Origin of the sequence: Weissella confusa, from assembly GCA_041871065.1 — a bacterium.
Classification (GTDB): Bacteria; Bacillota; Bacilli; order Lactobacillales; family Lactobacillaceae; genus Weissella; species Weissella confusa_A.
In genome coordinates this window covers 1,640,596-1,653,864 of the sequence record CP168942.1, presented here as the reverse complement: position 1 = coordinate 1,653,864, position 13,269 = coordinate 1,640,596, and the positions used below count along the sequence as shown (strand labels likewise).

Genomic DNA, 13,269 nt, shown 5'->3' with positions numbered 1-13,269 from the left:
AACAGCTAGTTGTTGGCAATACTACCTAAACGTCGGTGCAGCCATGGGGGTTCCGCTTTACGTTAGGTAACACGGGGGAAATGATATGTCACTTGCTACTTTGGACCTAGATAAGGTCACCTACTTTGATTTAAATAATGAATTGAATATTCCCAAGGATAACAGCATCCAATTGGGAAAGGACAAGGAAGCTTTAGAAGCTTTCTTGGCAGAAAACGTTCGACCAAACACACTTCAATTCGATTCCCTTCGTGATCGCTTCGATTATTTAATCGAACATGATTTTGTGGATCAAAAGATGTTGGACAGTTATTCATTTGCGTTCATTGAACGTTTGTATGACTATCTAAAGAGTCAAGATTTTCAATTTAAGTCTTTCATGGCTGCGTACAAGTTTTATGCGCAATATGCTGTTAAGACTAACGATGGGGATTATTATGTCGAAAACTACATTGATCGTGTCGCTATGAACGCGTTGTTCTACGGTGCCGGTAATGAAGAATTGGCATTAAACTTGGCTGATGAAATGATTCACCAACGTTATCAGCCAGCCACGCCATCGTTCTTGAACGCGGGTCGTTCACGACGTGGTGAATTGGTGTCATGTTTTATTTTGCAAACGACTGATGATATGAATGCAATTGGTCGTGTGATTAACTCAGCATTGCAGTTGTCAAAGATTGGTGGTGGAGTTGGTATTAACCTATCAAACTTGCGTGAAGCAGGTGCACCAATTAAGGGGATTGCGAATGCCGCTTCAGGTGTTGTGCCGGTGATGAAGTTGTTGGAAGATTCATTCTCATACTCAAACCAAATGGGACAACGAAATGGGGCTGGTGTGGCTTATTTGTCAGTCTTCCACCCAGACATTATGGGCTTCTTGGCGACCAAGAAGGAAAACGCGGATGAAAAGGTTCGTGTGAAGACGTTGTCACTTGGTGTAACCGTACCAGATAAGTTCTACGACTTGATTCGTTCGAACGCTGATATGTTCTTGTTCTCACCTTATGATGTTGAACGTGAATATGGTGAGCCATTTAACTACGTTGATATCACGGCCGAGTATGACAACATGGTTCGTAATCCACGTATCAAGAAGACTAAGATTCGTGCACGTGACTTGGAAAACGAAATTTCAAAGATGCAACAAGAATCAGGTTATCCATACGTGATTAACATTGATACGGTAAATGCAGCTAATCCAATTCACGGTAAGGTTGTGTCATCAAATCTTTGCTCAGAGATTTTGCAAGTGCAAAAAGCTTCTGAAATTGGTAATGATCAACAATACTACAAGATGGGGTCAGATGTTTCATGTAACTTGGGGTCAACTAACATCGTAAATATGATGGAAACGACTGACTTTGAACGTTCAGTGGACACGATGGTCCGTGCGTTGACGTTCGTTTCTGACAACTCTAACTTGGATATTGTCCCTTCAGTGCAAAATGGAAATCGTGAATTGCATGCTGTTGGCTTGGGTGCGATGGGGTTGCACGCATTCTTTGCTAAGAACCACATGCACTATGGGGATGAAGAAGCGATTGACTTTACCAACGCCTACTTCTTGATGTTGAATTACTACACATTGCTAGCTTCAAATAAGATTGCTAAAGAACGCGGTGAATCATTCTTTGAGTTTGAAAAGTCAGCTTATGCCGATGGCTCATACTTCAATAAGTATCTGATGGCTGATTGGTCGCCAAAGACTGATAAGGTTAAGGCAATTTTTGAGAAGCACCATTTCCCAACTAAGCACGATTGGGCAATGCTCAAGGAATCAATCCAAAAGCACGGCTTGTACAATGCTTATCGTATGGCGATTGCGCCAACGGGATCAATTTCATACGTTAATGATTCAACGGCATCTTTGCACCCAATCATTAACAAGATTGAGGAACGTCAAGAAAAGAAGATTGGTAAGATTTACTACCCAGCACCATACTTGGGTACGGATACATTGCCATACTACGAATCAGCGTATAACTTGGATATGCGTAAGGTGATTGATGTTTATGCCACGGCACAACAACACATTGATCAAGGAATGGCTTTAACGTTGTTTATGCGTTCAACAATTCCAGCTGGCTTGTATGAATGGAAGAATGGGCGTACTGAAAAGATGACGACCCGTGATTTGAACATCTTGCGTATGTATGCTTATCACAAGGGCATCAAGTCAATTTACTACGTTCGAACTTATACCGATGACATGGAAGAGTTTGGCGTGAATGAGTGTGAAAGCTGCTCAATCTGATTAATTGGATTTGCGCACACTAAAAATGCAGAGCTGGTATAATCAACACCAGTAGCTCAGAAAACGGTCAGTGAGTGAATGACTTCCTGGCCGTTTTCGACTGAAGGAGAACATCGAATGACTGAAGGATATGTTGCAATCAACTGGAATAATGTTGAGGACGCAATCGACAAGGCGACTTGGGAAAAGTTGACTGAACAATTTTGGCTAGACACGCGTATTCCGTTGTCAAATGACTTGGATGATTGGCGTAAGATGGCTGAAAACGAACACTACTTGGTGGGTCACGTATTTGGTGGCTTGACGTTGCTTGATACGCTTCAATCACAAGATGGTATGGCGTCATTGAAGAAGTCCGTTCGTACACAACACGAAGAAGCGGTATTGAACAATATCGAGTTTATGGAATCTGTTCACGCGAAGTCATACTCATCAATTTTTGAAACGTTGAACACGCCAGCTGAGATTGAAGAGATTTTCGACTGGACAAATACCAATGAATTTTTGCAGTACAAGGCGCAACGAATTAACCAGATTTACCAAACTGGGGATGACCTACAAAAGAAGGTAGCGTCTGTATTCTTGGAAACGTTCTTGTTCTACTCAGGGTTCTACACGCCACTTTGGTACCTAGGCCACAACAAGTTGAACAACGTTGCTGAAATCATTAAGTTGATTTTGCGTGATGAATCAGTTCACGGAACTTACATTGGTTACAAATTCCAATTAGGCTTCAATGAGTTGCCTGAAGACAAGCAAGAAGAAATGAAGATGTGGATGTATGACTTGTTGTTGGATTTGTACAATAACGAAGAAAACTACACGAAGCATCTGTACGATGAAATCGGTTGGACGGAATCAGTGCTAACATTCTTGCGTTATAACGCAAACAAGGCATTGATGAACCTAGGTCAAGATCCACTGTTCCCTGATGGGGCAGAAGATGTTAACCCAATTGTGATGAATGGTATTTCCACGACAACGTCTAACCACGACTTCTTCTCACAAGTCGGCAATGGTTACCGTTTGGGTCAAGTCGAAGTGATGGAAGACGATGACTACAACATTGGCTTGGATTAGGTTGCATTACAAAATTTAAAATGTTATCATAATTCTCAAGATGAAACATTAGGTGGAAACAGTTATGTTTAAGACGACAGTACAATTGAATGGTTGGTGGCGCAGCTAACGCGTCCGAACTGTGGTTGAAGCAGATTCGGTACGTGCTCTTTTGGAGCGTAAGTATTGAGTCTGTGCCGACTGATTTCCGTTAACGAAAGGTCTGCACGGGTTACCGCGCAGGCCTTTCTTTTTACCGCGAAAGGGGCACGCAAGGTGACTCTTTCGCGGTTTTATTTTGCAATTATTTACGGGGTAAAGGTTATGAACAAGAAAGTATTGACTGCTGTCGGCTTATTAGCTGCAGTACTTGTTGCAGCAGGGGTCCAAGAATCAATCGCGGAACATAAAGCAGCTAAGGTCCCAACAGTGGGCGTTTTGCAATTTATGTCACACCCAGCATTGGATGCGATTAATAAGGGTATCAAGGAAGGTTTGGCAGATAGTGGATACACAGTGGGCAAGGATGTCAAAATTGATTTCCAAAATGCGCAAGGTGATCAATCTAACTTGAAGACGATGTCAACAAAGTTTGAGAACGAAGGTGCTGCTGTCTCAGTTGGTATTGCAACACCGGCAGCGGTTGCATTGGCCAATACAATTAATGATAAGCCGGTTGTGTTTTCGGCTTCGACGAACCCAATGAGTGCCAAGTTGGTCAAGAGCTATGAGAAGCCAGGTGGCAATGTCACGGGTGTTTCTGATCAGGCGCCGCTCGAGGCACAATTGAAGATGATGAAAGCATTTTTGCCGGACATGAAGACGCTGGGCGTTATCTACACATCATCAGATGACTCAGCCACGACTGAAGCACGCAAGATGATTGCGCTGGCTGAGAAGGCGGGACTAAAGGTGAAGGCGTACTCAATCGCGTCATCAAATGATTTGAATCAAACGTCACTACAAATGGTTGAAAACCATAACGTTGATGCTGTCTTTGTGCCAACTGATAACACGATTGCTGGGGCCATGACAACATTGATTAAGAACACGGACGCCGCTAAGGTGCCAGTGTTCCCAACGGTCGATACGATGGTTAAAGATGGTGGTGTTGCCGCTGAATCAATCAACCAGAAAAACATTGGTGTTATGACTGGGAAGATGGTTGCAAAGATTTTGAAGGGGGCTAACCCTAAGACGTTGCCAGTTGATTTTACAAAGACTGGTGAATTGGTTGTGAACAAGTCCCAACTTGAGAAGTTAGGGTTAACGATGCCAAAGGGCTACGATCACGCGAAGTTCGTGAAGTAAGGAGAACGGTATGAATATTTTAGTTTCAGCGATTGGACAAGGACTCTTGTGGGCGACACTTGGAATTGGGTTGTTTTTGACTTTTCGTATCTTGGATTTCCCGGATATGACAGTTGAAGGAACTTTTCCCCTAGGTGCCGCAACGGCAGTTACGTTGATTTCAAACGGTATGAATCCAGGATTGGCAAGTTTGATTGCGGCTGGTGCGGGTGCATTGGCAGGGTTGGTGACCGGCTTGATTTACACCAAGGGTAAGGTGCCTATTTTGTTGGCTGGTATTTTGACAATGACGGCGGTTTACTCAATTAACCTGCGTATCATGGGTCAGGCCAACCGTTCTTTGCTTGGTAAAGGGACCCTATTTTCAGCAGACTTCCTTGATTTCTTGCCTAAGAACTTCCCAACGGTGGTTGTTGGATTGGTAATCATTGTGGTTGTAACGGCAGCGACGGCTATTTTCTTGCAAACAGAACTTGGTCAAGCATTCATTGTGACGGGTGACAACCGTGCGATGGCGCGTTCGCTCGGTGTTAATACAGATAACATGACGATTATGGGGTTGATGATTTCTAACGGTTTGATTGGCTTGGGTGGTGCATTAGTTGCACAAAACAACGGCTTTGCGGACGTTAACATGGGAATCGGTATCATCGTCGTTGCTTTGGCGTCAATCATCATTGGTGAGGTTGTGTTCACGGATCAAATGTCTTTGACAGACCGTTTGGTAACGATTGTCATTGGTTCTGTGCTTTACCGCTTCGTGTTGGTTATCGTCCTTTACTTGGGCTTCAACGCCAACGATTTGAACTTGTTCAGTGCTGTTGTGCTTGGTGTGGCCTTGACGTTGCCACAACTTCGCAAAGTGTTGAAACTAGATAGTGTTTTGAAGAAGGGGGTCGCCTCACATGACTAAGACAAGTTTACGATTAGAAAATGCTACGGTGGTGGTTAACCAAGGTACGCCTGAAGAAAAAACAATCTTGAATGATGTTTCATTGACGTTGAACGAAGGTGATTTTGTCACAGTGTTGGGATCTAACGGTGCTGGTAAGTCAACGTTGTTCAATGTTATCGCTGGCTCACTTGCATTGACGAGCGGACACATTTACCTAGGTGATGAGGATGTCACACGATTGTCTGAAACGCAACGCACGAAGTTTTTGGCACGTGTGTTCCAAGACCCTAAGTTGGGTACGGCGCCTCGTATGACGGTGGCAGAGAACTTATTGTTTGCGGAACGTCGCGGGTTGTCTCGTCGTTTGAAGGGACGTGGCTTGACGAAAGAAAAGTTGGCTGATTTTGCCAAAGTCGCTGCGACGATGGGAAATGGTTTGGATTCACGTCTGAATGTTGCGACGGGCGACTTGTCAGGTGGACAACGACAAGCACTATCATTTTTGATGGCCACGCGTTTGCGTCCAGAATTGTTGTTGCTCGATGAGCACACAGCAGCGTTGGACCCAAAGACGAGTGAGCAATTGATGGCTGTGACTGACCAACGCGTTCGTGAGGATCATTTGACGGCCTTGATGATTACGCACCATTTGGAAGATGCGATTCAATACGGTAATCGTTTGATTATCATGTCAGCTGGTCAAATCTCACTAGATGTGTCAGGTGAAGAAAAGCAACAATTTACGGTTCCTGATTTGTTAGGCTACTTTAACCGTTATTAACATAAGCATAAGTGAGGACAACATTTCGGTGTTGTCCTCTTTTTTGATCGCAGACATATTCGCCCCATCACGGTGACAAAAGTGGTAAATTAAAAGGTGAGTTTTTTTACGGAGGTGTGAGATGAAAATTGATCGGACACGCTTGCTAACAGTTGGTCGGGCCGTGGTGGTCGGCATTCTGGTTGGTATCGTCGTCAGTACATTTCGTTGGTTGGTTGAGCTGATTCTAGATCAGTGGCGCCATGTCTATCATCAACTTGTTGTTTCACCAGATAAGGGCTTCTGGTTGGCCGGCACAATAATTGCCATGATTCTATTTACATTCATTGTTGGCCAAATCATTAAAGGTGACCCTAACGTTAATGGGTCTGGTATTCCGCAAGTTGAAGGGCAGTTGGCGGGACAGATGACGGTTAATCCGTTCTCTGTGTTGTGGCGTAAATTTACAGCTGGACTATTAACAATTGGTTCAGGTGCGATGCTTGGTCGCGAAGGTCCATCAATTCAGCTGGGCGCCGCGGTTGCCCAATTATATGGTGAAAAGCGAGGCTTTGATTCACGAAACAACAAACTAATGATTGCGATGGGGGCTGCAGCCGGCTTGTCAGCCGCGTTCGGAGCGCCAGTTGCTGGTACATTATTTGTGCTTGAAGAGGTATACCGCACCTTCTCAATGCTGGTTTGGCTAGGTGCATTAACAAGTGCTGTTGTTGCGGACATGGTATCAGTGAATGTCTTTGGTCTAACGCCAGTGCTTAGCATGACTAATCTGCATCACTTGCCACTAGCAGACTATGCCTGGTTGCCAGTCTTGGGTGTTTTATTGGGCTTGTTCGGTTACGCTTATCAACGTGCAACCTTGTGGGCACCTAACATGTTCCGCTGGTTGAAGTGGCTACCACGTCACTACCACTTTATTGTCGTCTTCCTATTGTTGATTCCGGTTGGTATCTGGGCACCACAAGCCCTTGGCGGTGGTGCAAGCTTGATTTTGCACGATGCTAACTTTATGCCGACGATTGGTGTCTTGATTGGTCTGATTATTTTGCGCTTTGTTTACTCAACGATTGCGTTTGGCTCAGGGGTGCCAGGTGGTATCTTCTTACCAATCCTAACGTTGGGGGCATTGTCAGGCGCTTTGTTTGGTGCGGTACTTGTTCATTTTGGGTTGCTTGCACCAATCAATGTAATGAATATGATGATTGTCGGCATGGCTGGTTACTTCGCAAGTATTTCAAAAGCACCATTTACAGCCATTGTATTGATTGCTGAAATGGTGGGATCAATGACGCACCTAGTTGCTATGGCAATTGTGGCATTGATTGCTTATCTAGTGGTCGATTTCTTAGGTGGTGAACCAATTTATGAGTCATTGTTGGCTCGCTTGCGTTTGCCAGATCAACTATCTGCTTTGCGCGGTCGTCTTGAAGAAATGACGTTTGTCGTGGCGCCAGGTAGTTCACTTGAAGATGCCGAAGTGCGTCAACTGCAATTGCCACGAGGTGTTTTGATTCAACGTATCCGTCGTGGTCGTGAAGAGCACTTGCCAAATGGTGATTTCATCTTACAAGTTGGGGATGAATTGTCATTGTTGACTGATGAAGCACAATTCAAGCAGGTTTGGGCTGTGATGCAAGATTTGAATAAGGAAACGGAGACGCAACATGGATAAGTTGTTTTGGCAACGGTTAGTAGCTGTGGGCGTTGGGGGCTTTTTTGGTGGGGCATTACGTGAATTGCTTGCGTTGCTCATCCAAGTAACGTCTTTTCCATTGTCTACGTTAGTCATTAATCTAACCGGTACCTTCGTATCAGCATTCTTAGTTGTGATTTGGTCAAAGAAAATTACGCTGGCCCAATCCCTCGCCGACTTTATTATGGTTGGGGTGCTAGGAGCCTATACGACGTACTCAACAGCCATTTTGGATATGGTTAAGCATGGTTGGTTAATCGGCTTTGTCTATATTGTCTTAAGCATTGTCGGCGGTGTATTAGTTGTGTATGCCGGTCGTGCGCTCGCTGAAAAGGTGGTGGCGTAGGATGTTGATACAAATTGGACTAGCAGGGTTAGGTGCAGTGATTGGCTCAATGGGTCGCTTTTCACTTTTGGAAATGGCACCCAAGGTATTTGGCACGGCAAGCGCTTGGATGGTAATGGTCATTAATTTAACGGCCGCGTTTTTAATTGGTATTTTGTTCGGCATGCACTTGCCGCTGTTACAGAATACATTCTGGGCAACCGGTATTATGGGTGGTTATTCTACTTTTTCAACACCCATCGTTGAGCTCGCCAATGGGTTGCCTAATCGATCAGAACGAACCCGAGTTTTGTTGAAAACCGTGTTGGCCTTTGCTGGTGGTGTACCAGTATTGCTGATTGGTTTTTGGCTAGGGTCGCTATTCTAATCATTTCGTGTTAAATTGATACACGACATATACAATTTTGGAGTTGGATATTATGAGTAAGATTGCAGTTTTAGTTGATAGTTCTAGTTATATTGCGCCAGCTGATTTGGCAGCATTGAACATCTATCAAATCAACGATCCTATTATGATGGGTGAGCAAGTTTTTCATGAAAATGAGAGCTGGGCATCTCAAGAAGAATTTTACACATTTCAGCGTACGGCTGAACCGGCATTGACGACGTCTCAACCAGAAATCGGGGCGTTCATGACTAAGTTTGATGAATTAGCTGAAGCTGGATACACAGATGTCATTGTTGTCGTGCTGTCATCAGGTATTTCAGGTGCCTTTTCGTCACTTGAATCGTTGGCTGGTACGGTGGATGACATTAACGTTCACGTATGGGATTCACAAATTGCTGCTAGTGGGGCCGGAAATCAAGCTAAGTTGGCAGCTGAAATGGTGATGGCTGGCAAAGAAGTGCCAGCTATCCTAGCGCGTTTGGAAGAACTACGTGCGACAACGAAGGTGTTGTTCGCCGTGGATGAAATTCGTCACTTGCAACGCACTGGTCGCATTTCTGGTGGCCAAGCAACGTTGGGGTCATTGCTAAACATCAAGCCATTGCTAACCTTTGAAGATACGAAGATTATTGCAATTGGTAAGGAACGTGCGATGAAGCGTGCCTGGAAGAAGATTGAAGCTGACTTTAAGGCGGTTCACGATAGTGTGGATTACAAGATTCGTGCTACGATTGTGGATGGTAACAATCCTGATTTGGCTGATCAATGGGCAGCTGATTTGACGGAACAATTCCCTGATATTGTTGTTGAACGTAGCATCATCGGACCTTACATCGGTGTTCACACTGGTGAAAAGGCAATGGGACTCATCTGGGCCCAAGACTACAAAACATTAGAAATTTAAGTAAAAGGTCTATACCAACTATCGTGTGGTATAGACCTTTTTAGCATTGTCAAAATAAGGCATAAGCGTAAAATAGATAACATTGGTATACAAAATATCTTTAGGAATTATTAGTAGGGGATTTACAAATGAAAGACTATCTACAACGAATGGGTCGTTCATTGATGTTGCCTGTTTCAGTTTTGCCAGCTGCTGCTTTGTTGGTTGGTATCGGAAACTGGATTATGCGCATCGATGGTTCAGTCGCCCAATCGATTGGAAACTTTTTAGCAATTGCTGGTAACGGTGTCTTAGGACAATTGGCATTGTTGTTCGCTGTCGGTCTTGCACTTGGAATGGTGCAAAAGAAGGAAGCTGGTGCGGTGGCTTTGGCTGCTGTCGTGGCATACGAGTTGCCAGTCTTCTTGTTGGCACCGGCACAAATCGCTACGTTGACGAATGTGAAAGTCGCACACGTTAATCCGGCATTTGAGGCATTGGTAAATAACAACGTCTTGCTTGGAATTGTGGCTGGACTAGTTGCAGCTGCTTTGTACAACCGTTTCAGTGAAGTTCGCTTGCCAACGGCGCTTGCGTTCTTTAGTGGTAAGCGTTCAGTACCAATTATTTCTGCGGTGGCGATGTTGGTTATCTCAGTTGCACTATTGTTTGTGTGGCCACCAGTATACACGGGCTTGGTAACGTTCGCTAAGTTTATCTCAGGTCTTGGCTGGGTTGGTGCTGGTTTGTATGGATTCTTCAACCGTATGTTGATTCCAACGGGATTGCACCACGCATTGAACTCTGTGTTCTGGTTTAACATTGCTGGTATTAATGATATCGGAAATTACTGGGCATCAACTGGTACAAAGGGTATTACTGGTATGTACCAAGCTGGCTTCTTCCCAGTTATGATGTTTGGTTTGCCCGCTGGTGCGTTTGCGATTTATCGTCAAGCACGTCCAGCGCAAAAGAAGCGTGTTGGATCATTGATGTTGGCTGCTGGAATCGCTGCCTTCTTCACTGGTGTAACGGAACCATTGGAATTCTCATTCATGTTCGTAGCATGGCCTTTGTATGTTATCCACGCTATTTTGATGGGATTGTCATTGGCAATTGCAGCTTTCTTCCACTGGACGTCAGGATTTACGTTCTCAGGTGGTTTGGTTGATTACGTTTTGAGTTTCTCAATGCCATTGGCTAACAAGCCTTACATGTTGCTTGTGCAAGGTCTTGTGTTTGCTGTTTTGTACTACGCAATCTTTACGTTTGCGATTAAGAAGTTCAACTTGATGACACCTGGACGTGATCCTAAGGATGACGACGATGCAGCTAACAACGTTCAAGTTGGTAAGGCTGCAACGGTTGGTGGCGAAGATAAGTATCTCCGCACGGCACGTATGGTTTGGTCAGCACTTGGTGGGGATGCTTCTGCTAAGGAAAACTTGACGTACCTCTACAACTGCACGACGCGTTTGCGTTACAAGATGACAGATACGTCATTGGCTGACGTTGATGCCTTGAAGAAGACACCTGGTGTTATGGGTGTTAACGTTTTGGATGATCACCAAATTCACATTGTTATCGGTCCGGATGTGCAATTCGTTGCCGATAACGTTGAGAAGATTTACAACGGTGAAATTTCATCTAAGTTGGAGAATCCATTGTCTGCTGACGAAGCAAAGCCAGTGGATGATGCTCCAGCTGGTAAGGAAGAAAACTTCTTTGCCGTTGCAAATGGCTCATTGCTTCACCTTGAGCACGTTCAAGATGAGACGTTCGCGTCAAAGATGATGGGTGATGGTTTCGCAATTGAACCATCTGATAACAACATTACCGCGCCATTGGATGCTGAAGTAACGATGGTTGCGCCAACGAAGCACGCTATTGGTTTGCGTACGGAAAGTGGTTTGGAAGTGTTGGTTCACATGGGAATTAACACCGTTGAAATGAACGGAGAACCATTTGATGTGAAGGTATCAGTTGGCGATAAGGTTAAGCACGGTGACTTGCTTGCAACGATGGATATCGAAGCAGTTAAGGCAGCGGGTAAGCTTGCCACGACGATGGTTATCTTCATGGGCTTGGCTGAAAATGCTGAAGTTAAGGTAGATGACGAGGATATCTTTGATGGTATCGGCGGCAACTATGTTGGACGCGTTATCTTTTAATCACATATAATTAAGGAAGCTCGAACGAACTGTTCGGGCTTTTTTACTGAAAGAAAAGTAAGCATTTTTTGTTGAACGTATGTTCCGTGGGTGGTACACTCAAACATGAGCGTACGGGCACGATTGTGCAGAGAAATAATTATATAGAGAGATTTGTTTAGAAGGTAAAACGAATGAGCTTAATTAATCGTGAACGAATAAATGAAATTCGACAGGCAAATGACATTCCTGTCCGGGAGTTGGCAAATATCGGCATTAGCCGAAACCGTTACTACCGTTATTTGAATGAAGAAAACGATTTACCTGCTGAAGGGTTCATTTCGTTTATGAGTCATTTGCTTTTAACGGGTGCCGAAATTAATACGGAATTGGTTAACGGGCAAGACACAGTTGAAGGATTGATGAACGAGTTGTTAGACGCTAACCGTAAGCGTGATCCTGAGACGATTAAGGAAGTAAGTCGACGTAGCTATCAACTATTCCGTAACACCATGGCACGTGGCTTCTTGCGCGTGGCGAGTTTGGCAGACGTGCTACACGCACGATTGATTCCTTATGAGCATGCACAAATTGCCCAACAGATTTTGATTGATTCATTTGAGGCTGTTAAGATTTGGCGCGAAATGGACGTTGCGCTATTGTATCCGGTGATTGCTGAAGTCGAGCAAAAGGATGCTTTCAACTATTTGTCAGTTATTTGGCAAAAAGCATGGCCTCACGGTACGATGGAGCGCCTAAATGCAACGACAGCGCGTTATCTAATTGAATTGCTTAAGGCGGATGAATTTGATTTAGAGATATTTAAACAAGTGGCTGACTGGATGGCTAACCAAGCTAAGAGTGCAATGAGCTTCGCTTGGTGGGCAACCGTGGTTAGTCAGTTGGAAAACCACGAATGGGATGCAGTAAAGCAACAAGTTGCAAATGCTGCTGCTATTGGCATGACTGATATGGCTGATTTAGCCGAAGAATTGGTAACGGTCTGGTATCAACGTGCTGAAAATAGGTAAAAGAAAAGGAGAGTGAACATAGGTTCCTCTCCTTTTACTTTATTTGTTGGCAATCACTTCGATGTGGTTGCCCTCGAAATCATCAAGATGGAAAATGATGTGACGACCATCTTCTGATTCGGTTGCTGGCTTTGCTTGGGTGACGTAGTAGTTGATGAAGTGGTTTTCAACCGTTTCCTTATGGTCACGAACTGTTACCTGAACTGTAATTGGTTCAGCGTCTGGATCTTCTTCAAACACAATTGATTGTTGGTCGAAGTATAGGTGACGTGACTCATTTTCACCAAATTCAGTTGGTAAATCAAACACTTCACGGTAAAAGCGAACCGCACGAGCAACGTTTTTGCTTGGAATACGGAGTGGGGTAAACTTACGAACACGCATTAAACAAACTTCCTTTTTTATTTTCAATTATACGCTGTGATTGATAAAAATCACATTTTTGGAAAAATTGGTGTTTGCGCCCTCTTTATTA

Annotated in this window: 12 protein-coding genes; 11 read left to right on the top strand and 1 reads right to left on the bottom strand. The window is 44.2% G+C overall.

Features of this window, described 5'->3' with window-relative positions:
* Positions 1 to 85: 85 nt before the first annotated feature.
* The 11 genes from nrdE (at position 86) to ACAW68_07990 (ending at position 12,794) form a co-directional block, all read left to right on the top strand.
* On the top strand, positions 86 to 2,257 hold the full coding sequence (nrdE, locus tag ACAW68_08040; protein ID XGA15426.1) for a class 1b ribonucleoside-diphosphate reductase subunit alpha: 2,172 nt from the start codon (positions 86 to 88) through the stop codon (positions 2,255 to 2,257).
* Positions 2,258 to 2,374: 117 nt separating this feature from the next.
* Positions 2,375 to 3,337: a class 1b ribonucleoside-diphosphate reductase subunit beta gene (nrdF, locus tag ACAW68_08035; protein ID XGA15425.1), complete on the top strand. Its 963-nt coding sequence runs from the start codon at positions 2,375 to 2,377 to the stop codon at positions 3,335 to 3,337.
* A gap of 303 nt (positions 3,338 to 3,640) precedes the next feature.
* Entirely contained in the window at positions 3,641 to 4,627 is a 987-nt protein-coding gene (gene trpX / locus ACAW68_08030) for a tryptophan ABC transporter substrate-binding protein (GenBank protein XGA15424.1), read from the top strand.
* 10 nt (positions 4,628 to 4,637) lie between these two features.
* On the top strand, positions 4,638 to 5,540 hold the full coding sequence (locus tag ACAW68_08025; GenBank protein ID XGA15423.1) for an ABC transporter permease: 903 nt from the start codon (positions 4,638 to 4,640) through the stop codon (positions 5,538 to 5,540).
* Positions 5,533 to 6,303, top strand: a complete 771-nt coding sequence (locus tag ACAW68_08020; GenBank protein ID XGA15422.1) for an ABC transporter ATP-binding protein — start codon at positions 5,533 to 5,535, stop codon at positions 6,301 to 6,303. The genes ACAW68_08025 and ACAW68_08020 overlap by 8 nt, the downstream gene beginning before the upstream one ends.
* A 121-nt stretch (positions 6,304 to 6,424) precedes the next feature.
* Positions 6,425 to 7,975, top strand: a complete 1,551-nt coding sequence (locus ACAW68_08015) for a ClC family H(+)/Cl(-) exchange transporter (protein ID XGA15421.1) — start codon at positions 6,425 to 6,427, stop codon at positions 7,973 to 7,975.
* The gene (locus ACAW68_08010) at positions 7,968 to 8,342 is read left to right on the top strand and encodes a CrcB family protein (GenBank protein ID XGA15420.1); all 375 of its coding nucleotides are present in this window, start codon (positions 7,968 to 7,970) and stop codon (positions 8,340 to 8,342) included. Before ACAW68_08015 ends, ACAW68_08010 begins: the two co-directional genes overlap by 8 nt.
* Position 8,343: 1 nt before the next feature.
* The gene (locus ACAW68_08005; protein ID XGA15419.1) at positions 8,344 to 8,709 is read left to right on the top strand and encodes a CrcB family protein; all 366 of its coding nucleotides are present in this window, start codon (positions 8,344 to 8,346) and stop codon (positions 8,707 to 8,709) included.
* 52 nt (positions 8,710 to 8,761) lie between these two features.
* Positions 8,762 to 9,634 carry a DegV family protein gene (locus ACAW68_08000; protein ID XGA15418.1) on the top strand — a complete coding sequence of 291 codons (873 nt, stop codon included), beginning with the start codon at positions 8,762 to 8,764 and terminating at the stop codon, positions 9,632 to 9,634.
* A gap of 128 nt (positions 9,635 to 9,762) precedes the next feature.
* Positions 9,763 to 11,784, top strand: coding sequence for an N-acetylglucosamine-specific PTS transporter subunit IIBC (gene nagE, locus ACAW68_07995; protein XGA15417.1), 2,022 nt, complete (start codon positions 9,763 to 9,765; stop codon positions 11,782 to 11,784).
* Between the two features lie 173 nt (positions 11,785 to 11,957).
* The gene (locus ACAW68_07990) at positions 11,958 to 12,794 is read left to right on the top strand and encodes a hypothetical protein (GenBank protein XGA15416.1); all 837 of its coding nucleotides are present in this window, start codon (positions 11,958 to 11,960) and stop codon (positions 12,792 to 12,794) included.
* A gap of 39 nt (positions 12,795 to 12,833) precedes the next feature.
* Here the strand turns inward: ACAW68_07990 and ACAW68_07985 are convergent, their stop codons facing one another.
* Positions 12,834 to 13,178, bottom strand: coding sequence for a lactoylglutathione lyase (locus tag ACAW68_07985; protein XGA15415.1), 345 nt, complete (start codon positions 13,176 to 13,178; stop codon positions 12,834 to 12,836).
* Positions 13,179 to 13,269: the final 91 nt, after the last annotated feature.